Source organism: Desulfuromonas svalbardensis (assembly GCF_055389415.1).
The window spans coordinates 3,101,248-3,124,622 of sequence record NZ_AP042416.1; the positions used below are offsets into that span (position 1 = coordinate 3,101,248).

The 23,375-nt window shown below is 50.6% G+C and carries 8 protein-coding genes; 2 read left to right on the forward strand and 6 right to left on the reverse strand.

Features of this window, described 5'->3' with window-relative positions:
• Window positions 1–7 precede the first annotated feature (7 nt).
• The 3 genes from ACZ5KY_RS13930 to ACZ5KY_RS13940 all read right to left on the reverse strand — a co-directional run bounded on the left by ACZ5KY_RS13930 (window position 8) and on the right by ACZ5KY_RS13940 (window position 2,830).
• Window positions 8–403: a bactofilin family protein gene (locus ACZ5KY_RS13930; RefSeq protein ID WP_464244498.1), complete on the reverse strand. Its 396-nt coding sequence runs from the start codon at window positions 401–403 to the stop codon at window positions 8–10.
• Between the two features lie 26 nt (window positions 404–429).
• Window positions 430–1,284 carry a peptidoglycan DD-metalloendopeptidase family protein gene (locus tag ACZ5KY_RS13935; RefSeq protein ID WP_464244499.1) on the reverse strand — a complete coding sequence of 285 codons (855 nt, stop codon included), beginning with the start codon at window positions 1,282–1,284 and terminating at the stop codon, window positions 430–432.
• Window positions 1,285–1,444: 160 nt separating this feature from the next.
• Window positions 1,445–2,830, reverse strand: coding sequence for a TolC family outer membrane protein (locus tag ACZ5KY_RS13940; protein WP_464244500.1), 1,386 nt, complete (start codon window positions 2,828–2,830; stop codon window positions 1,445–1,447).
• A gap of 285 nt (window positions 2,831–3,115) precedes the next feature.
• On the opposite strand from ACZ5KY_RS13940, the gene ACZ5KY_RS13945 reads away from it, so the two are divergent.
• Together ACZ5KY_RS13945 and ACZ5KY_RS13950 are read left to right on the forward strand one after the other, a co-directional pair.
• Complete coding sequence (locus ACZ5KY_RS13945; protein WP_464244501.1) at window positions 3,116–3,832, forward strand: transglutaminase-like cysteine peptidase; 717 nt, start codon at window positions 3,116–3,118, stop codon at window positions 3,830–3,832.
• A gap of 174 nt (window positions 3,833–4,006) precedes the next feature.
• The gene (locus ACZ5KY_RS13950) at window positions 4,007–5,938 is read left to right on the forward strand and encodes a bifunctional diguanylate cyclase/phosphodiesterase (RefSeq protein WP_464244502.1); all 1,932 of its coding nucleotides are present in this window, start codon (window positions 4,007–4,009) and stop codon (window positions 5,936–5,938) included.
• Window positions 5,939–6,022: 84 nt separating this feature from the next.
• Here ACZ5KY_RS13950 and ACZ5KY_RS13955 read toward each other — a convergent pair whose 3' ends face one another.
• The 3 genes from ACZ5KY_RS13955 to ACZ5KY_RS13965 form a co-directional block, all read right to left on the reverse strand.
• Window positions 6,023–6,352, reverse strand: coding sequence for a tryptophan synthase subunit beta like protein (locus ACZ5KY_RS13955; protein ID WP_464244503.1), 330 nt, complete (start codon window positions 6,350–6,352; stop codon window positions 6,023–6,025).
• 12 nt (window positions 6,353–6,364) lie between these two features.
• On the reverse strand, window positions 6,365–22,585 hold the full coding sequence (locus tag ACZ5KY_RS13960) for a retention module-containing protein (RefSeq protein WP_464244504.1): 16,221 nt from the start codon (window positions 22,583–22,585) through the stop codon (window positions 6,365–6,367).
• A gap of 178 nt (window positions 22,586–22,763) precedes the next feature.
• Window positions 22,764–23,375, reverse strand: a complete 612-nt coding sequence (locus tag ACZ5KY_RS13965) for a LuxR C-terminal-related transcriptional regulator (protein ID WP_464244505.1) — start codon at window positions 23,373–23,375, stop codon at window positions 22,764–22,766.

The following is a 23,375-nucleotide window of genomic DNA, read 5'->3' on the forward strand; positions in this document are numbered from 1 at the left end:
TCAAAAATTAACTGGTCAACAAAGCCTTATCTTCCGGTTCCTCATGAACAAGACGAAGCTCTTTTTTCTTCGGGCTAATCTCACCACTAAGAATTGATCCTGACTCCACTTCAAGGTCATCAGTACTCAGAGTTCCATCAATTCGACCCGTTGCTTTAACCTGTAATTTTTCAACGGTAAGGTTACCAATAATCTGACCGTAACAAACACAACTAATAGCAACGACATCACCGAGAATTTTTCCCGTTGCGCTAACAATGAGATGATCACCACTTAAATTGCCATCAAACTGACCATCAACGCGCATGGTATCTTTAAAACTCATATCACCTGTAATTTCAGTTCCTTCACCGAGAATCGTGCTAATCGCATCAGGATTACTTTTTTTTGTGGATGAAAACATAAAAACTCCAGTGTAGGAATAAAGAATTATTCAGCTAGATAGGTGAGAGAATAAGGGTTGATCGCTTTACCCTGATCACGAATTTCGTAATGAAGATGTGGCCCTGTTGAACGCCCAGTATTCCCCATAGTTCCAATCACATCGCCACGAGCAATCTGCTGTCCTCTTTTAACTAAAATCTTATCAAGATGACCAAAAACAGTCATAAACCGATCACCATTAGCGACCTTTACCATATTACCGTAGCCCGAAACAGCACCGCGACTCGTAACAGTACCACTGGCAGTAGCATACACCTTAGTACCAACGTAATGGGCAATATCAATACCACTGTGGAACGCTCTTCTGCCATTAAAAGGATCACGCCGCGCACCAAAACTAGACGACAAATAGCCTTCGCAGGGAATGCCAAGGGGCAACCTATCAACAATGCCAATCAACTGCTGTGAGACAAAAAGAGCCTCTTCACTAACTTTACCCATATCGGACACATCGGCAATAAAAGGCCCACCACTATTCTGGTCACCCTCGCTTACTGGAATTTCAATACCAACCTTGGTTAGAATCGATTCAATTTGTGAACTACGTTCATTTAAGTTATTAACCGCGTTGCTCAACAGTTCTTGTTTTTCAGATTCCTGTTGGCACACTTGGGATAACAATTGGGTATTTTGCGAAGAAAGGCGCTGAACTTCACTTTCTAACTGCATTAAGACACGCTGTTGCGCTAAAGAGTTGTACGATAGATAGAGAGAAACAACGAGTATTACGCTAACAACACTTGCTGCCACAGCTAATGCTTTAGCAACGCGCTTTTTAACCACCAGCGAGCGTGATCGTCCATCGCCAGCGGCAACAATGATATGAATGTTATTCTCCATGCAAATATCTTCTCATCCGGGCATATTAAAATGGAGCGCAACACAATAACCACTTAATTTTCATTAATCTTAAAACGGGAAACCGAAGGTCAATCTAAATGATTAACCTTCGGCATGTGTTAAGTTAAAACAAATTGTTAACGGATCAATAATTGATGTCCTACTTTAACCACGGCTGAGCGGAGATCGAGCCTTTTTCAACTAGGTGATCAGGAACGGCCTGTTCAGTACAAAACGAGATAGCACCAAGTTCATCACGCTCACTTATCAGGCGATTCAACAGTGGAACATTGTTATTACGAACACCAAGAGAACTAAGTAATGTTCCCATCCCTTGAGCAGAACGTGCATGAGCTAACACGTAATCATAAGAAGCGATGGTATACGCTCGTCGTGCTTGGAAATATTCATTTTCAGTATCAAGCAAGTCAAGCAAGGTTCGTTGGCCAATATCAAACTGATCTCGATAGGCTTGGCGCGCTTTTTCACTCGATTGTAAATGAGCCTTCAAGTGGTCAAGTTGACGTTCTAAATGACCAATAGAATTATAGGCAATTGTCAGTATTTGGCGAACATCGCGACAGGCCCTATTACGCAGGTCAACAACCTGATTAATGTAGCTTGTAAACTGTTTCACCGTCGCGTAATCACTACCTCCACGGTAGAGATTTACCGTTGCAACAACCTCAACAACAGTTTCGTTGCTATTCCCTTTAATCAGATCTCTCTCTGCCCCCATATCGTGATGAGCACGTAGTTCAATACGCGGATGAAAGGCTGACTCACGTGCATCCTTTGCCTTACGCGCTGCGGAAACACGATTAAAGGCCGCATTAATTGTCGGATTTTGTTGAAATGCATTGAGCAGAGCCGCTTCAATTTTTTCGGGCAATTCAATCTGCGTCAACTCAGCCGGTGGTTGTAATGTTGCAGCAGGGAGTTCACCGACAAGCCGCAGAAAACGAGCACTAACATCATGGAGATTATTCGATTCGGTCATCCAGTTCGAGCGAGCTAGCGCCAAACGACCCGTTGCCTGATCCAGATCAACACCACGACTAATGCCAGCATCAACCCGCTCTTTAACTTGATCAAACACCTCTTGGTGCTGCGCCAAATTTTCTTCAGCATAGGCTAGAAGATTACGGTAACGCACCACATCCACATAAGCAGTAACAACTGTTAACGCGGTATTTTCGCTCATCTCTAACAGTTCACATAAGCGCACCAGCTTTTCAGCACTGAGTCTCTCCACCTCATCGCGCGTCAAAAAACCATCATAAAGCATTTGCGTAAAAGCAAAAGAAACCTCAGCGGTTTGATAATCACTGGTTTGACTATTTGAACGATAGCCTTCATAGCCCGCTCGCCCAGTCACATCAACACTCGGGAGGTAACCACCCCAAGCAGCATCCTGCTCATACTCAACAGATTGGAAGATCTCCCAACTAGCCAACACTTCAGGATTGGTAGCAATCGACTGGACAACAACAGCGCGCAGTGTATTCATTTCACTGACTTGTTGTGGTTGGAACAATTCCGCCATTGTCAACTCGTCACTAGACAAACAAACAATAGGGATTGAAAGCAGAGACAATAGAAGAACAGACAAGCTTAGGAGCTTCATTAGAAAACCTCACAAACAAAAAAAATACCTTTAATAAATGACGGCAAACTTTGCATTTATAACGTGAATAAATTCTTTTGTATAGCTAAAAAATAGAACAATACCAGTCATGTTTTGCTATATTTTGAACACCTTCAACGCAAGAAGGTATATAATGAACAGTTAACAATATCCAAACATAAAAACCCCATTAAGGAACAACTTGTGGCGAATAAGTTCAGCATAAAATACCCATTTTCTCTGATTAAAATAGTCGTATTGTCTATTTTAATCATGAGCTGTGCGGTCATTTTCTCGCTAGCCATCACGCTTAATTTACACCAACTACAAGACCTCGCCGAACAACGCTATGGAAAAACTGGCCGACAATCGATTATTGCCTGGCAACAAATCCAAACAGAATGTGCCCCCCTCTCTATCCATGAACAACTCAACAAAGTGAACCAATTCTTCAATCAACGCATTCTCTATGTCGATGATCGTTTAACGTGGAAGAAAGAAGATTACTGGGCAACACCACTTGAAACGCTCGGCATGGGCCAGGGGGACTGTGAAGATTTTTCCTTCGCTAAATATATCACCCTTAACCTCTTGGGTATCCCCATTGAAAAACTTCGCCTCACCTATGTAAAAGCAAGAGTATTAACAACCACCGGGTTCAAAAATCAGGCGCACATGGTTCTTAGCTACTACCCAACGCCTGGGAGTCAACCGCTCATACTCGATAATTTGCGCCAAGAGGTATTACCCGCAGCAAAGCGTCCAGATCTTCAACCCGTTTTCAGTTTCAACACTAAACAATTATGGATCAACGGTAAAAAAGGACCCGCCGGTGATTCTTCGTCACGTTTATCCAACTGGCGCGATGTGTTAACACGCATGAAAGTTGAAGGGATTCAGCTTCAGGACTCTCAACCTTGATGGTCTCGCAAAAACAAATAAGATGGTTAAGCAAAAATTTCGTTCCCCAAGGCGTAGTGGTTGTTCAAGGGTGAAGGCATACAGGTTGTATGTGAAAGTCTTGAACAAACGCTGCAACGCAGGTGGGCGGACTTTTTGCGACGCCATCAACCTTGAAATGGAAGGTTTTAGTATATGTCATTAAATAAACAGTTATGGATATCGCTGGTGGTGATGCTTGTTGTGGCCCTCACCATCACCTTTACCATTAGTACCTTTACAGCACGAGATTACCTGCGCCAACAACTGCATCTTAAAAATCAAGACAATGTTAACGCCCTCGCCTTATCTATTTCACAATTTGATAAAGATCTAGGTAGCCTTGAACTGCTTATCAGTGCGCAGTTTGATAGCGGGCACTATCAGTATATTCGCATTAACGACCCCAACGGCATGTTGATTATTGAACGGGTCAATCCCCCGTTACCAATCGATGTACCACAGTGGTTTCAACATCTCGTTCCAATCAAAATTGAACAAGGTACGGCACCCATTCAAAATGGATGGTCAATTTTCGGCACCCTTGAGTTGCAAAGCCATAGCCGCTTTGCCTATCAATCGATGTGGCAACAAACACAACAATTATCGGTGTGGTTTATAGGCGGTTTACTGTTAAGCGGATGGCTTGGAAGCTTAATTTTAAAACGAATCACCCGGCCATTAAACGAAGTCATTGCTCAGGCTCAAGCCATTGGCCAACGAAAATTTATCCGTATTGATGAACCGAAAACACTAGAGTTTCGCGCCGTCGTGAGTGCTATGAACCAACTGTCTAGCCAAGTTGAGCAGACACTCGCCGAAGAGGAACAACGGCTAGAACAACTCCGTCAACAGGCGCACTACGACAGCGTAACGGGACTACTTAATCGTCAGCAGTTTGTTAATCAACTCAAAACCGTTAGCAACCGAGAGAACACAAGTGGATCTGGAACCCTCATCATCGCCAGATTTAGTGAATTGGAACAGCTCAATTCAGCGCTTGGCCGCCAGCAAGTAGATCAACTTCTTGGAAAAATGGGACAAAAGCTCGATGAGTTGAGCCAACAACAACCCGATTGGATTGCGGGGCGACTCAACGGTACCGACCTATCACTACTCGCCAGCGGCCAAAACGATGTCCATGATATTGCCCAACAAGTTGCTGATCACTTACAACAACTGCTAACTACCGTTGATCACAAATCGGAGCTAATGCTCCCCGTTGGCGCAACAGTATTTGAACAGGGAGATTCTCTGTCAGCAATTTTATCCCGTACCGATAACGCACTCGCTGCGGCCGAACAAAAAGGAGCGTCAACCGTTGAGGTGATTCGTGCCGAGGGTTATAGTGTAACGCTTACTAGCCACATTGCCTGGCGTGAAGCCCTTGAAACTGCCATCAAACTTGACACAATCACTCTGGGCCAGTACCCAGTAATAAATATGACCGGGAATCTGCTCCATATGGAAGCGCCATCACGGGTTCTTATCGACAACAACTGGTGCCATGCTGGCATTGTTATCCCGTTTGCGGCTAGCAGCGGACTATTGCCACAGTTTGATCAATTCATTATCACCAAAGCATTAGCGAACATCAGCGATAACAACAAAAACGGTGCGCCACAAGGGATCAACCTTTCCCATCAAGCCATGTGCGACTCAAACTTTCGCCAAGCACTCATTCAGCAACTTAAACAATCCCCCCAGGCTGCGAATAAACTTTGGCTCGAAATTTCAGAGTATGGCGCGTATCGCAACTTTGATGAATTTAAACAGTTTTGCCATGAACTAAAACCCTTCGGCTGCAAGATCGGCCTTGAACATGTTGGCACCCAGTTTTCACGTCTGAGTAAATTACACGACCTTGGTTTAGATTACCTCAAAGTTAATGCAGCCTTAATTCGCGATATAGACAACAATCAAGCCAACCAAACGCTATTGCGTAACCTGTGTACCATCGCGCACACCATCGGTTTAATTGTGATTGCCGAAGGGGTTGAAAGCAGTGAAGAACAACAATGCCTAGCTCAGATCGGTTTAGATGGCATGACCGGTCCTGGCATCACATTAGACAACAAAGAGGCCTAACCGCCCCTTCAACTTCCACACAAAAAAGGGCCGTAGCAGATTACTGCTACGGCCCTATTCTTTTTCAACGCAACCTATTTAACATCAAAAATCTTGATCTTGTTCCTCAGCAAACAACGTCAGGCAATCGCCTTGTTGACGTAATGTGCGTCGTTCAAACAACTTCTGTTGCGCCTGTTCAGGAAAATCAGTAAAGCGGATCGATCCACTGGCAACAAGAATATCAATCAAATCATCCAACACTCGAACCATCGGTAAATCAGAATTGACGAGAGGATCATCTTGGCCCGTCAGCGTGCGAGAAAATTGCAGCAGTTCCACCGAAGAGGAATCAATCTCCTCCTGACATTCTGAACTGAGCTCAGTACTTACCGCAACAATTGCCTTGGTCTCATCTCTTTTCACATAAACCATACTGTCACCCGCCTAGTCTGTAATCAACTTACCGTTTGCGATCATGTCGGCGATAATCCTTGCATCAATCGCATCGCTGTCAAGACCATCGAGTGACGAATCAGCAAGACTCTCTAAACTCACATCAGTAAGAGTGACCGTTTGATCCTCCGCGTTCGCTAGGTCACCAGTACTACTCACATGAACAACCGTATCACCATCATTATTAGTATCAAAGTGGAGATAGTTATCAAGATTATGAGAATCACCTGCAGCAGCATCTTTACTTTCACCAACAAGAAGATCACTCAAATCTAACGTATCAGCACCGGCTTGACCAAAATCGGTAACCGTATCGTGAGCAGGAGAGGCACTATCACCACCATCGTTCAATTCCCACTTAAACACATCGGAACCAAGACCTCCGGCAAGTTGGTCATCACCTGCTCCGCCCAAAAGGATGTCAGCGCCTGCTCCGCCCAAAAGGGTGTCATCACCGGAGCCACCGGAAAGGATATCAGCACCATCTTCGCCTTCAAGCAAGTCATCCCCGGCACCACCGAAAATCTTGTCGTCACCGGTACCCCCCTGAACAATGTCGTCGCCAGTACCGCCATCCACGATATCATCACCAGCATCGCCGGAGAGGTGATCCTGACCGGATCCACCAAAGAGAGTATCGGCATCCGCCCCGCCGCTAAGGTAGTCGTTGCCGGCATCTCCAGAAAGAGTATCGGCGCCGGTACCACCGGAGATAGAATCATGCCCATCGCCGCCGGCCAGGATATCGTCATCGTCATCACCGGTGATGGCGTCATTCATTGCCCCGCCGGTAATGCTGTCAGCGTCGACTGTCCCGGTGATTTCATTTTCTGTTGTGTAAATAGCAAGTTGAGCGGTATCCGCCTGGCCATCAGAATCTGTCAGAGTGTAATCAACCAACACAGGCATCGTAGACGAACGGTTCGTAGGAACATAACTTATGCTTCGAACACCTAAGTCATACCCGACTCCTGTATATTCAATATCCAGCTGAGTAACACCGCTATACGCTGAAAGATCTAACACCTCAGTATAGCCACTCGCTTCAAATTCCTTGGTGACAGTCGTCAGCACTCCGTCGCCATCGGAATCATGGGTTATAATAATGGTTGCTTTATCATTATGATAATATTGAAAATCATTCAAAGTTAAGCTGATATCCCCTACTCCATTAGGCAGTTCGGTTAAATCAAATGAGAGAACTATGGCTTCGTCAGAACTCAACAATTGCCCATCGCCGCCAACAACCCCAACACCATCAGAGTTATACTCTAAATCTTCGCCGCCAGTTCGAATCGACACACTCAAATTAGAGTCAGCGACATTAGTTTCAGATGTCAAATCAACAGTTTCTGACCCTGTCGTAGAATTTGAATCATAATTGTAGTAACCATTACTCCTCATCACAAATGTTGAACCATCGTCCGAATCAGTCACAGTTACATCAAAGACGAGATTGCCATCCAGATCGGTATCGTAGCTGTAGATCCAGGTCAGATTGCTGCCGTTGTCGCCGCCAGAGGCGTCTAAGGAGATAACATCATAGGATTCACTTGGAGTAGGATCAAAAGAGATGTCTGACAGCTGCATTTCATAACCACTGTCTCGAGAAATATCCAGAGAAGCGATTCCTGAATATGCTGACAAATCAATTTCTTCAGTAAAATTCGAGTTAGTTGCCGCATAATCTCTCGTTACGATCTCTACCCCATCTGAATCATACAAAGTAATTGATACTGAATCGTTATAACCGCTCTCGAAATCACCGAGGGTCAGAGTCAAATTCTCCACCCCATTTGGCAGCTCGGTCATATCAAAAGAGACAGTAAGTGCTTTCCCACCGTCATCTTCATCCATCATTGCGTCGCTGCCTCCACCAGTTACGCCAGCTCCATTTGTATTGAACCCTGCATTGCTGCTTAAAGATACATTGGAGGAAGACCAATCAGTGCTGCTGTTGATCGCAATATTTTCAGAAATACCTGTTGGGTCCGGTGACGTTATTGTCGTTACCGTATGAGAATCAGCCAAAGAGATGGTTTCTCCCTTATAGGTAAAGTCTGTAACAACAGCATCATCTACAATTTTATCGACACCTCCACCCTGACGGGCAAAGGAAGTATACTTCTCACCAAATTCACTTCCGCCGTCCGTTCCTATTGCGGTAATGACATTTCCTTCTGCTACATCGCCAGCGGATATTGAATCGAGGTCGTCCCGGGCCTCTGGTGAATCGTCAACAATATTGATGGTTGCTGTGGCGGTATCGGCATCTCCATCTCCATCAACTACGGTGAAATCAAATTCAAAAGTTCCTGGTGCCGTACCATTCGGTGCGCTGAAGGTGTAACTTCCATCAGAAAAATCAAGACTGAACGTTCCATAATCAAATCCATCACCAGCCCCCAGTGTAATGGCTGAGCCGTCGGTGTCTACAGACGATAGATCCGCAGGTAACGTTACTGAAGTACCATCATAGGTAATTTGATATTCACTTGAGGTTCCATCGCCTTCAGGATCAAGTTGGAGGCTAATAGATTCGACAAACCCTCCATCTGCACCAAAAAGAACATTGGAGATGCTACTGTTTACATCTACTGTAATATTGCCACCATAGGCGGTTGGAACAGTGCTGAGTAAAACTGATTTTAATTGAGATACATCTTCAACAATTAAAGCATCATCTACAGTTCCATACCCTGCTCCCATAGAATCGATATTGTGAATATAATTGAGATCAGAACGGTCATCTGGCAAAGTTGATCCTATGCCCACGGCATAGGAATCAATTCCATTGCTGCTCATATATTCGATATATCCACTACCTATCGAAGATGTTCCATCATTCGGCTCACCATCAGAAATGAAATATGAGATATTCTGCACATCATCATCAGGATCTTGAGATGCCAAACCGGCTGCTAATTGAATCATTATCTCATCTGTTGCGTTAACGTAATTCGTTCCGCCACCTGCACCGACATCCAACATTGCAGTTTCAAAACCTTCATAAGTATCGTACGTGCCAACAAATGTAGCTGCTGAGTTGAAGGTAACGAGTGTCACCGTTGCCTGCGATGACTGATCAAAATATTCTCCAGCAAGAGCTTCTAGCGCTTGCTTTGCCACCTCCATCCGTGTCAATTCATCATCAACAAGGGTATAAGAACCGGATTCTGACCCTCTGTTCATACTACCTGAGTCATCAAGAGTAAGAACCACATTAAAAATCTGCTCTTCCGATTCAGGAACTGACTCAACTAGGTCATTTGCTACAGGTTCGTCATCTTCAATAGTTATAGATAATGTATCGGAGAGTGCCGTTCCACTATTAGTAAAATGATAAGTGAAACTTTCAGTTACATCTGAACCTGTATCATCCGCTGAAGTAAGTTCATACACATAATCACCAGCGCTATACCCAGAGGCAGAGTCATCAGCATAGACCGTCAGGGTACCGACCTCAGTATCGATAGTAATTACACCACCAATCGAGGTGTAATTTGCGGCATTGAAATCCACACTGTCGATGGCATTACCGGCCGCTGCATCATTGGCAAATAGATTACCGCTGACAGTTGCCAATCCATTGTCTGTACCGGTCCCATCAGCCAGAGCGCTTTCGTATACGGTGCCGGAATCTGGATCGGTCGAACCCACACTGATCACTGTGCTACCAGTTGTGGTCAGAACACCGTCGAAGACAGAGTAGGTAAATGATTCCTTGCCATCGGTGCTGTCCGCATCGAATTGCAGCGCAGCCAGTTCGGTCTGCGTAAGGGTGTCGCCGATAGCGACCAGTGTCCCGTCGGCGAGGGTGACCGTCCCCAGAGTTGCGGGTACACCGGTGACTGTGATGATCAGGTCAGCGTCATCCGTATCAGGATCGGTCGGTATGGTGATATTTAGGCCGTTGTCCAATGAATCGGCAACATAGAAGCCGTTGTTATCAAATACATTCGGTGCGTCATTGACAGGCAGAACGCTGAGGTTGCCAGAGTCACTGCTAAACAGGTTGTTATAGGTTTCATCGTAAGCAGTGACGGTGATGGCCCGTGTAGACGCGCTCGGGTTGTCCGACGTATTCGCGTAGGTCAGAGAGTTCAGAACGGACTGGTATTCGTTGATATCCGCCCCATTGGTCAGGGTGATCTCCCAAGTGGATCCACTCACGGAAACACTGGCATTCACACTGGTGCCAGCCGTCAAATAGTCAAGGACATCTTGCGAACCGATGTAGCCATCGACCTTGACAACCACGGAGGCAAGCGTGGAGCTGTCCACATCGGTCAGGGTCGTACCCGACAGGATACTGATAGCTGCATCATTTTCAGTATAACTGGTATCCGGCACCAATGAGACAAGCGGCGGATTGACGGTGGCATCGGAAACTTCGATGGACACGGTAGCCGTGTCGGTTTCGCCGTCATCATCGATCACCGTGTAAGTGAAGGTATCGGTTCCAGTAAAGCCACTGTCTGGGGTGTAGGTAAAAGTTCCGTCACAGTTCCAAGTCACGGTGCCGCCATTGGCCGATGTCCCGTCATGAGAATCGTAAACTGCATTGTCGACCAGAATGTCATTGGCCAGCACATTGCCGGTGACCAGCGCCGTATCGGGTGCGGTGATGAAGGTATCATTGATAGCAACCGGAGCCCCGTTATCGGCGCCGATGCTGCCGATACCCTGGACGCCTCCTCCCGTCAGGTGCGCCCCGGACTGGAAATTGACCGTTTGGTTAAAATTGGAAAGATCAAGGGTGAAGGACTCATCGCCCTCGAAAACATTTGCATCACTGTTGATCGTGACTGTAATGGTCGCAGTGGTTTCGCCGACTGCGATCGTCCCAGTAGCCGTGCCGATACCGACGTAGTCGGAGCCGGCCACGGCGCTCATATCAACAGTTTGGTAATCAAAAGTCAGCTCTGAATCGAGTGCTTGGTCGATGGACACCGTGAAGGTCATGGTGGTGGTGCCGCTGTCCGGTTCCTGGACACAAACATCATCAATACTGATGGTCGGAACCGTAGTGATATTAACGGTGCTCACGGCCGTATTGCTGTCAATCTGGCCGTCGTTGACGGTCACCTCGATGGTGCGATCCGTGCCGATAGAGTTGCCGACGTTGTCAAACTGGATGGCGCGGATCGCCTGCTGGTAATCCGTCAAAGTGGAGGATCCGGTCAACGTGATGGTGCCCGTAGTCGCATCATAGGCCCCGGCGGTAATACCGGTGGGAAGGGAACCGACAATAAGCAGGTCGTCAACTTCAACATTGGTGATGGTGATAACGGCACTCTCAATGTGGGTGTCGTCGATATCGCTGATTGCGATATCGCTGTCGGCAATAGCTACCCCACCGCCGCCTTCGGTGAAGGTGGTTTCATAGTTTACACCAGCAGAACCGCTACTGTTATCGGCATCGAGATCAACGACGGGCGCGTCGTTGACGTTGGTAACATTGATGCTCACACTCGCGCTGGCGCTGCCACCTTTGCCATCGCTGATGCTGTAGCTGATGCTGTCTGCGCCAACGAAGTCGGCGTTCGGTGTGTAGTTTAAGCTGCCATCGGCGTTGATTATTACTGTGCCGTTCGCGGCGTTGGCAGCGGTGACGCTCAGTGTATCGTTGTCGGCATCGCTGTCGTTGCCGAGCACGTTGATGTTGCTCAACTGGGTCTCTTCGGCAGTCGTTAAAGGTCCGTCATTTTCGGCAACAGGGGCGTCGTTGACGTCGGTATCAGCGGGGTTGACGGTGGCGTCATCGCTTGATATCTGACCGGTGGTCGATGCGGCGCTGACGGTAAAGTTCGGTAAATCGGCACCACCATTGACGATCAAGGCTCCGGCGGCGGTTAACTGGACTTCGACGCTGCCATCGAGGTTGGTGACGATCACATAGTTGGTGTTGTCACTTAAGGTGTATGTGAGGTCGCTACCGTCGGGATCGTTGGCGCTAACGTCGGCAACTTTATCGCCAGCGTTGGTCGAATCTGCGATGAACTCGGCTGCTACGGGGGTCACGGTTAAGCTTAACGCTGCGTTGACGTCGGTATCAGCGGGGTTGACGGTGGCGTCATCGCTTGATATCTGACCGGTGGTCGATGCGGCGCTGACGGTAAAGTTCGGTAAATCGGCACCACCATTGACGATCAAGGCTCCGGCGGCGGTTAACTGGACTTCGACGCTGCCATCGAGGTTGGTGACGATCACATAGTTGGTGTTGTCACTTAAGGTGTATGTGAGGTCGCTACCGTCGGGATCGTTGGCGCTAACGTCGGCAACTTTATCGCCAGCGTTGGTCGAATCTGCGATGAACTCGGCTGCTACGGGGGTCACGGTTAAGCTTAACGCTGCGTTGACGTCGGTATCAGCGGGGTTGACGGTGGCGTCATCGCTTGATATCTGACCGGTGGTCGATGCGGCGCTGACGGTAAAGTTCGGTAAATCGGCACCACCATTGACGATCAAGGCTCCGGCGGCGGTTAACTGGACTTCGACGCTGCCATCGAGGTTGGTGACGATCACATAGTTGGTGTTGTCACTTAAGGTGTATGTGAGGTCGCTACCGTCGGGATCGTTGGCGCTAACGTCGGCAACTTTATCGCCAGCGTTGGTCGAATCTGCGATGAACTCGGCTGCTACGGGGGTCACGGTTAAGCTTAACGCTGCGTTGACGTCGGTATCAGCGGGGTTGACGGTGGCGTCATCGCTTGATATCTGACCGGTGGTCGATGCGGCGCTGACGGTAAAGTTCGGTAAATCGGCACCACCATTGACGATCAAGGCTCCGGCGGCGGTTAACTGGACTTCGACGCTGCCATCGAGGTTGGTGACGATCACATAGTTGGTGTTGTCACTTAAGGTGTATGTGAGGTCGCTACCGTCGGGATCGTTGGCGCTAACGTCGGCAACTTTATCGCCAGCGTTGGTCGAATCTGCGATGAACTCGGCTGCTACGGGGGTCACGGTTAAGCTTAACGCTGCGTTGACGTCGGTATCAGCGGGGTTGACGGTGGCGTCATCGCTTGATATCTGACCGGTGGTCGATGCGGCGCTGACGGTAAAGTTCGGTAAATCGGCACCACCATTGACGATCAAGGCTCCGGCGGCGGTTAACTGGACTTCGACGCTGCCATCGAGGTTGGTGACGATCACATAGTTGGTGTTGTCACTTAAGGTGTATGTGAGGTCGCTACCGTCGGGATCGTTGGCGCTAACGTCGGCAACTTTATCGCCAGCGTTGGTCGAATCTGCGATGAACTCGGCTGCTACGGGGGGCACGGTTAAGCTTAACGCTGCGTTGACGTCGGTATCAGCGGGGTTGACGGTGGCGTCATCGCTTGATATCTGACCGGTGGTCGATGCGGCGCTGACGGTAAAGTTCGGTAAATCGGCACCACCATTGACGATCAAGGCTCCGGCGGCGGTTAACTGGACTTCGACGCTGCCATCGAGGTTGGTGACGATCACATAGTTGGTGTTGTCACTTAAGGTGTATGTGAGGTCGCTACCGTCGGGATCGTTGGCGCTAACGTCGGCAACTTTATCGCCAGCGTTGGTCGAATCTGCGATGAACTCGGCTGCTACGGGGGTCACGGTTAAGCTTAACGCTGCGTTGACGTCGGTATCAGCGGGGTTGACGGTGGCGTCATCGCTTGATATCTGACCGGTGGTCGATGCGGCGCTGACGGTAAAGTTCGGTAAATCGGCACCACCATTGACGATCAAGGCTCCGGCGGCGGTTAACTGGACTTCGACGCTGCCATCGAGGTTGGTGACGATCACATAGTTGGTGTTGTCACTTAAGGTGTATGTGAGGTCGCTACCGTCGGGATCGTTGGCGCTAACGTCGGCAACTTTATCGCCAGCGTTGGTCGAATCTGCGATGAACTCGGCTGCTACGGGGGTCACGGTTAAGCTTAACGCTGCGTTGACGTCGGTATCAGCGGGGTTGACGGTGGCGTCATCGCTTGATATCTGACCGGTGGTCGATGCGGCGCTGACGGTAAAGTTCGGTAAATCGGCACCACCATTGACGATCAAGGCTCCGGCGGCGGTTAACTGGACTTCGACGCTGCCATCGAGGTTGGTGACGATCACATAGTTGGTGTTGTCACTTAAGGTGTATGTGAGGTCGCTACCGTCGGGATCGTTGGCGCTAACGTCGGCAACTTTATCGCCAGCGTTGGTCGAATCTGCGATGAACTCGGCTGCTACGGGGGTCACGGTTAAGCTTAACGCTGCGTTGACGTCGGTATCAGCGGGGTTGACGGTGGCGTCATCGCTTGATATCTGACCGGTGGTCGATGCGGCGCTGACGGTAAAGTTCGGTAAATCGGCACCACCATTGACGATCAAGGCTCCGGCGGCGGTTAACTGGACTTCGACGCTGCCATCGAGGTTGGTGACGATCACATAGTTGGTGTTGTCACTTAAGGTGTATGTGAGGTCGCTACCGTCGGGATCGTTGGCGCTAACGTCGGCAACTTTATCGCCAGCGTTGGTCGAATCTGCGATGAACTCGGCTGCTACGGGGGTCACGGTTAAGCTTAACGCTGCGTTGACGTCGGTATCAGCGGGGTTGACGGTGGCGTCATCGCTTGATATCTGACCGGTGGTCGATGCGGCGCTGACGGTAAAGTTCGGTAAATCGGCACCACCATTGACGATCAAGGCTCCGGCGGCGGTTAACTGGACTTCGACGCTGCCATCGAGGTTGGTGACGATCACATAGTTGGTGTTGTCACTTAAGGTGTATGTGAGGTCGCTACCGTCGGGATCGTTGGCGCTAACGTCGGCAACTTTATCGCCAGCGTTGGTCGAATCTGCGATGAACTCGGCTGCTACGGGGGTCACGGTTAAGCTTAACGCTGCGTTGACGTCGGTATCAGCGGGGTTGACGGTGGCGTCATCGCTTGATATCTGACCGGTGGTCGATGCGGCGCTGACGGTAAAGTTCGGTAAATCGGCACCACCATTGACGATCAAGGCTCCGGCGGCGGTTAACTGGACTTCGACGCTGCCATCGAGGTTGGTGACGATCACATAGTTGGTGTTGTCACTTAAGGTGTATGTGAGGTCGCTACCGTCGGGATCGTTGGCGCTAACGTCGGCAACTTTATCGCCAGCGTTGGTCGAATCTGCGATGAACTCGGCTGCTACGGGGGTCACGGTTAAGCTTAACGCTGCGTTGACGTCGGTATCAGCGGGGTTGACGGTGGCGTCATCGCTTGATATCTGACCGGTGGTCGATGCGGCGCTGACGGTAAAGTTCGGTAAATCGGCACCACCATTGACGATCAAGGCTCCGGCGGCGGTTAACTGGACTTCGACGCTGCCATCGAGGTTGGTGACGATCACATAGTTGGTGTTGTCACTTAAGGTGTATGTGAGGTCGCTACCGTCGGGATCGTTGGCGCTAACGTCGGCAACTTTATCGCCAGCGTTGGTCGAATCTGCGATGAACTCGGCTGCTACGGGGGTCACGGTTAAGCTTAACGCTGCGTTGACGTCGGTATCAGCGGGGTTGACGGTGGCGTCATCGCTTGATATCTGACCGGTGGTCGATGCGGCGCTGACGGTAAAGTTCGGTAAATCGGCACCACCATTGACGATCAAGGCTCCGGCGGCGGTTAACTGGACTTCGACGCTGCCATCGAGGTTGGTGACGATCACATAGTTGGTGTTGTCACTTAAGGTGTATGTGAGGTCGCTACCGTCGGGATCGTTGGCGCTAACGTCGGCAACTTTATCGCCAGCGTTGGTCGAATCTGCGATGAACTCGGCTGCTACGGGGGTCACGGTTAAGCTTAACGCTGCGTTGACGTCGGTATCAGCGGGGTTGACGGTGGCGTCATCGCTTGATATCTGACCGGTGGTCGATGCGGCGCTGACGGTAAAGTTCGGTAAATCGGCACCACCATTGACGATCAAGGCTCCGGCGGCGGTTAACTGGACTTCGACGCTGCCATCGAGGTTGGTGACGATCACATAGTTGGTGTTGTCACTTAAGGTGTATGTGAGGTCGCTACCGTCGGGATCGTTGGCGCTAACGTCGGCAACTTTATCGCCAGCGTTGGTCGAATCTGCGATGAACTCGGCTGCTACGGGGGTCACGGTTAAGCTTAACGCTGCGTTGACGTCGGTATCAGCGGGGTTGACGGTGGCGTCATCGCTTGATATCTGACCGGTGGTCGATGCGGCGCTGACGGTAAAGTTCGGTAAATCGGCACCACCATTGACGATCAAGGCTCCGGCGGCGGTTAACTGGACTTCGACGCTGCCATCGAGGTTGGTGACGATCACATAGTTGGTGTTGTCACTTAAGGTGTATGTGAGGTCGCTACCGTCGGGATCGTTGGCGCTAACGTCGGCAACTTTATCGCCAGCGTTGGTCGAATCTGCGATGAACTCGGCTGCTACGGGGGTCACGGTTAAGCTTAACGCTGCGTTGACGTCGGTATCAGCGGGGTTGACGGTGGCGTCATCGCTTGATATCTGACCGGTGGTCGATGCGGCGCTGACGGTAAAGTTCGGTAAATCGGCACCACCATTGACGATCAAGGCTCCGGCGGCGGTTAACTGGACTTCGACGCTGCCATCGAGGTTGGTGACGATCACATAGTTGGTGTTGTCACTTAAGGTGTATGTGAGGTCGCTACCGTCGGGATCGTTGGCGCTAACGTCGGCAACTTTATCGCCAGCGTTGGTCGAATCTGCGATGAACTCGGCTGCTACGGGGGTCACGGTTAAGCTTAACGCTGCGTTGACGTCGGTATCAGCGGGGTTGACGGTGGCGTCATCGCTTGATATCTGACCGGTGGTCGATGCGGCGCTGACGGTAAAGTTCGGTAAATCGGCACCACCATTGACGATCAAGGCTCCGGCGGCGGTTAACTGGACTTCGACGCTGCCATCGAGGTTGGTGACGATCACATAGTTGGTGTTGTCACTTAAGGTGTATGTGAGGTCGCTACCGTCGGGATCGTTGGCGCTAACGTCGGCAACTTTATCGCCAGCGTTGGTCGAATCTGCGATGAACTCGGCTGCTACGGGGGTCACGGTTAAGCTTAACGCTGCGTTGACGTCGGTATCAGCGGGGTTGACGGTGGCGTCATCGCTTGATATCTGACCGGTGGTCGATGCGGCGCTGACGGTAAAGTTCGGTAAATCGGCACCACCATTGACGATCAAGGCTCCGGCGGCGGTTAACTGGACTTCGACGCTGCCATCGAGGTTGGTGACGATCACATAGTTGGTGTTGTCACTTAAGGTGTATGTGAGGTCGCTACCGTCGGGATCGTTGGCGCTAACGTCGGCAACTTTATCGCCAGCGTTGGTCGAATCTGCGATGAACTCGGCTGCTACGGGGGTCACGGTTAAGCTTAACGCTGCGTTGACGTCGGTATCAGCGGGGTTGACGGTGGCGTCATCGCTTGATATCTGACCGGTGGTCGATGCGGCGCTGACGGTAAAGTTCGGTAAATCGGCACCACCATTGACGATCAAGGCTCCGGCGGCGGTTAACTGGACTTCGACGCTGCCATCGAGGTTGGTGACGATCACATAGTTGGTGTTGTCACTTAAGGTGTATGTGAGGTCGCTACCGTCGGGATCGTTGGCGCTAACGTCGGCAACTTTATCGCCAGCGTTGGTCGAATCTGCGATGAACTCGGCTGCTACGGGGGTCACGGTTAAGCTTAACGCTGCGTTGACGTCGGTATCAGCGGGGTTGACGGTGGCGTCATCGCTTGATATCTGACCGGTGGTCGATGCGGCGCTGACGGTAAAGTTCGGTAAATCGGCACCACCATTGACGATCAAGGCTCCGGCGGCGGTTAACTGGACTTCGACGCTGCCATCGAGGTTGGTGACGATCACATAGTTGGTGTTGTCACTTAAGGTGTATGTGAGGTCGCTACCGTCGGGATCGTTGGCGCTAACGTCGGCAACTTTATCGCCAGCGTTGGTCGAATCTGCGATGAACTCGGCTGCTACGGGGGTCACGGTTAAGCTTAACGCTGCGTTGACGTCGGTATCAGCGGGGTTGACGGTGGCGTCATCGCTTGATATCTGACCGGTGGTCGATGCGGCGCTGACGGTAAAGTTCGGTAAATCGGCACCACCATTGACGATCAAGGCTCCGGCGGCGGTTAACTGGACTTCGACGCTGCCATCGAGGTTGGTGACGATCACATAGTTGGTGTTGTCACTTAAGGTGTATGTGAGGTCGCTACCGTCGGGATCGTTGGCGCTAACGTCGGCAACTTTATCGCCAGCGTTGGTCGAATCTGCGATGAACTCGGCTGCTACGGGGGTCACGGTTAAGCTTAACGCTGCGTTGACGTCGGTATCAGCGGGGTTGACGGTGGCGTCATCGCTTGATATCTGACCGGTGGTCGATGCGGCGCTGACGGTAAAGTTCGGTAAATCGGCACCACCATTGACGATCAAGGCTCCGGCGGCGGTTAACTGGACTTCGACGCTGCCATCGAGGTTGGTGACGATCACATAGTTGGTGTTGTCACTTAAGGTGTATGTGAGGTCGCTACCGTCGGGATCGTTGGCGCTAACGTCGGCAACTTTATCGCCAGCGTTGGTCGAATCTGCGATGAACTCGGCTGCTACGGGGGTCACGGTTAAGCTTAACGCTGCGTTGACGTCGGTATCAGCGGGGTTGACGGTGGCGTCATCGCTTGATATCTGACCGGTGGTCGATGCGGCGCTGACGGTAAAGTTCGGTAAATCGGCACCACCATTGACGATCAAGGCTCCGGCGGCGGTTAACTGGACTTCGACGCTGCCATCGAGGTTGGTGACGATCACATAGTTGGTGTTGTCACTTAAGGTGTATGTGAGGTCGCTACCGTCGGGATCGTTGGCGCTAACGTCGGCAACTTTATCGCCAGCGTTGGTCGAATCTGCGATGAACTCGGCTGCTACGGGGGTCACGGTTAAGCTTAACGCTGCGTTGACGTCGGTATCAGCGGGGTTGACGGTGGCGTCATCGCTTGATATCTGACCGGTGGTCGATGCGGCGCTGACGGTAAAGTTCGGTAAATCGGCACCACCATTGACGATCAAGGCTCCGGCGGCGGTTAACTGGACTTCGACGCTGCCATCGAGGTTGGTGACGATCACATAGTTGGTGTTGTCACTTAAGGTGTATGTGAGGTCGCTACCGTCGGGATCGTTGGCGCTAACGTCGGCAACTTTATCGCCAGCGTTGGTCGAATCTGCGATGAACTCGGCTGCTACGGGGGTCACGGTTAAGCTTAACGCTGCGTTGACGTCGGTATCAGCGGGGTTGACGGTGGCGTCATCGCTTGATATCTGACCGGTGGTCGATGCGGCGCTGACGGTAAAGTTCGGTAAATCGGCACCACCATTGACGATCAAGGCTCCGGCGGCGGTTAACTGGACTTCGACGCTGCCATCGAGGTTGGTGACGATCACATAGTTGGTGTTGTCACTTAAGGTGTATGTGAGGTCGCTACCGTCGGGATCGTTGGCGCTAACGTCGGCAACTTTATCGCCAGCGTTGGTCGAATCTGCGATGAACTCGGCTGCTACGGGGGTCACGGTTAAGCTTAACGCTGCGTTGACGTCGGTATCAGCGGGGTTGACGGTGGCGTCATCGCTTGATATCTGACCGGTGGTCGATGCGGCGCTGACGGTAAAGTTCGGTAAATCGGCACCACCATTGACGATCAAGGCTCCGGCGGCGGTTAACTGGACTTCGACGCTGCCATCGAGGTTGGTGACGATCACATAGTTGGTGTTGTCACTTAAGGTGTATGTGAGGTCGCTACCGTCGGGATCGTTGGCGCTAACGTCGGCAACTTTATCGCCAGCGTTGGTCGAATCTGCGATGAACTCGGCTGCTACGGGGGTCACGGTTAAGCTTAACGCTGCGTTGACGTCGGTATCAGCGGGGTTGACGGTGGCGTCATCGCTTGATATCTGACCGGTGGTCGATGCGGCGCTGACGGTAAAGTTCGGTAAATCGGCACCACCATTGACGATCAAGGCTCCGGCGGCGGTTAACTGGACTTCGACGCTGCCATCGAGGTTGGTGACGATCACATAGTTGGTGTTGTCACTTAAGGTGTATGTGAGGTCGCTACCGTCGGGATCGTTGGCGCTAACGTCGGCAACTTTATCGCCAGCGTTGGTCGAATCTGCGATGAACTCGGCTGCTACGGGGGTCACGGTTAAGCTTAACGCTGCGTTGACGTCGGTATCAGCGGGGTTGACGGTGGCGTCATCGCTTGATATCTGACCGGTGGTCGATGCGGCGCTGACGGTAAAGTTCGGTAAATCGGCACCACCATTGACGATCAAGGCTCCGGCGGCGGTTAACTGGACTTCGACGCTGCCATCGAGGTTGGTGACGATCACATAGTTGGTGTTGTCACTTAAGGTGTATGTGAGGTCGCTACCGTCGGGATCGTTGGCGCTAACGTCGGCAACTTTATCGCCAGCGTTGGTCGCATCTGCGATGAACTCGGCTGCTACGGGGGTCACGGTTAAGCTTAACGCTGCGTTGACGTCGGTATCAGCGGGGTTGACGGTTACTGTGCCATCGCCTGTGCCGGTATTGCCGGCGACATTGGTTGCTTTGACATCTACTACTGTTGTGCCGTCACCAAGGGTTGCTACAACATTATCGGCAAGGGTCCACGTTCCATCACCATTATTTACTGCTGGATATTCGACGCCAGCAATGGTGACTACAACTGCGGTAGCAGGATCATCTACGGTGCCGGTAAGCTCAGGGGTATCATCGTTAGTCAGTGCGATATCGTTGAGGTCGACTTCGGGAGCGGTGGTATCAACAGTGATCGTCACGGATGCGCCAGGGGTAATATTTCCTGCTGGGTCTTCGGTTGTAACGGTGATGTCAACAGGACCTTCGGGTAAGTCAGCGGATGGTGTAAATGTCCACTCTCCACTTGCCGGAACGGTGATTGGACCGTAAGGGAGACCTCCAATGGTGCCGCTGATGATATCTCCAGGGGTACCTGTTCCGATAATCTCGGGTGTTGGGTCATTTGTTGTATTATCGACAGGAACTCCGGTATCGCTTGATGGAGAGAGTTCTACGGTTGGTGCATCGGGTGCAGTTACATCGACGATTACTGTGCCATCACCTGTGCCAGTATTGCCGGCGATGTCGGTTGCGCTGACAGCTACAGGTGTTGTGCCATCACCAAGGGTTGCTACAACATTATCGGCAAGGGTCCACGTTCCATCACCATTATTTACTGCTGGATATTCGACGCCAGCAATGGTGACTACAACTGCGGTAGCAGGATCATCTACGGTGCCGGTAAGCTCAGGGGTATCATCGTTAGTCAGTGCGATATCGTTGAGGTCGACTTCGGGAGCGGTGGTATCAACGGTGATCGTCACGGATGCGCCAGGGGTAATATTTCCTGCTGGGTCTTCGGTTGTAACGGTGATGTCAACAGGACCTTCGGGTAAGTCAGCGGATGGTGTAAATGTCCACTCTCCACTTGCCGGAACGGTGATTGGACCATAAGGGGTACCACCAATGGTGCCACTTACGCTATCTCCTGGAGTGCCGGTGCCGACAATCGCAGGGATTGGATCATTGCTAATGTTATCGCCGGGGGTGCCGGTATCGCTTGGTGCTGCTAGGGCTACGGTTGGTGCATCTTCTGCTAGTGTAGCAACAACATCTCCTGCTCCATCATCACCCAACAGGTCATCAGTCTGAAACGGATCATCGACAACAATCTCTTCCGCAACAGCTTGACTGGTCAACATTTCAGAAGGGTCAAGCTCTTCAATGACACTCGTCAGTCGAACAAAACTGCTCCCCGCATCACCATCACCTGTTGTACCTGCGGCTGGAGCCTCAAGAACAGCGTCTAAGTCACCACCATTTTCGAGGGCTTGGACGATCTGATCGAAGCTATCTTCCTGAAGGGCACTTTCCTCAATGCTAGGCTGCAATGACTCCGTTAGTTCAGCGGTCATCTGCACGGTTTGATTGGGCTGCAACGAAAATGGGGAACCACCACCAAAATCGAGTTCTACACGACCATCGGCGGAAGTGATGACCACCTGCCCTTCGAGTACAATATCGCCTGCTTTGAGTTCAACGAGCTCACCATTTTCATGACGAACATAAGCCTTACCAATAACAGACACGATAACAGCAACGGGACGCGCAACAGCCATAGGAATTACTCCTTTGAGGAACGATCTATAAAATCAATGATTTATAAACTATTTTAGTCGTAGGGATACTAGCAGAGGGGGTCGAGAAAAAACATTGTACCAAGGTACTAATGACCAGTTTTTTAATAAAAAAATGGCCCAATATTAGCCGACAGTCAATAATTGAAATAGATATAAATTAGTTCTTTGGCGGGGTAACCAATAAAGCAAGTTGAAGCCTGTCTCGTATCGCTAATTTTTCGAGGATAGAGCTCATGTGCGCCTTAACCGTACGTTCTGTAATAGACAAAGATTGGGCAATTTCTTTGTTTGATGCGCCTGTTGCCACAAGTTCGGCAACTTGTTTCTCTCGGACAGAAAGTTTCTCCAACGTGGAAGAGACTGGGGATGTCTCACGTTGACCAATTGAACCAGCAAAACGATTCATAAGATCAGGGCCCAACCACAAACCACCATTGCGAACAACAAGGACAACCTGTTGTAACATTTCGGGAGTCGCCATCGCGTGGCAATACCCCATTGCACCGTGCTGAAAAAACAGCATCGCCTTGGCTGCGTCGGGGACACAAGAGATCACAATCGGACGACACGTAGGATTCATTTGACGCAACTGCTCTAAACATTGGCTCACCTGCTGGTGAGATAATCCATCATCGTGTAACCAGATCGTGCAATAGCCATCAGCACCGTCAATGAGTTGAGATGCCGCATCAATTATTTCACCTTCAGGAAAGGCCTGCTGCCAACGAGATAATTTACCCTGCTGTATCGAGATACACAATTCCCCCAT

Excerpts from the sequence above, each read along its gene's own strand:
- ACZ5KY_RS13940 (WP_464244500.1), bottom strand. The coding sequence starts at position 2,830 with ATGGCGGAATTGTTCCAACCACAACAAGTCAGTGAAATGAATACACTG.
- ACZ5KY_RS13930 (WP_464244498.1), bottom strand. The coding sequence starts at position 403 with ATGTTTTCATCCACAAAAAAAAGTAATCCTGATGCGATTAGCACGATT.
- ACZ5KY_RS13935 (WP_464244499.1), bottom strand. The coding sequence starts at position 1,284 with ATGGAGAATAACATTCATATCATTGTTGCCGCTGGCGATGGACGATCA.
- ACZ5KY_RS13955 (WP_464244503.1), bottom strand. The coding sequence starts at position 6,352 with ATGGTTTATGTGAAAAGAGATGAGACCAAGGCAATTGTTGCGGTAAGT.
- ACZ5KY_RS13965 (WP_464244505.1), bottom strand. The coding sequence starts at position 23,375 with ATGGGGGAATTGTGTATCTCGATACAGCAGGGTAAATTATCTCGTTGG.
- ACZ5KY_RS13960 (WP_464244504.1), bottom strand. The coding sequence starts at position 22,585 with ATGGCTGTTGCGCGTCCCGTTGCTGTTATCGTGTCTGTTATTGGTAAG.
- ACZ5KY_RS13950 (WP_464244502.1), top strand. The coding sequence starts at position 4,007 with ATGTCATTAAATAAACAGTTATGGATATCGCTGGTGGTGATGCTTGTT.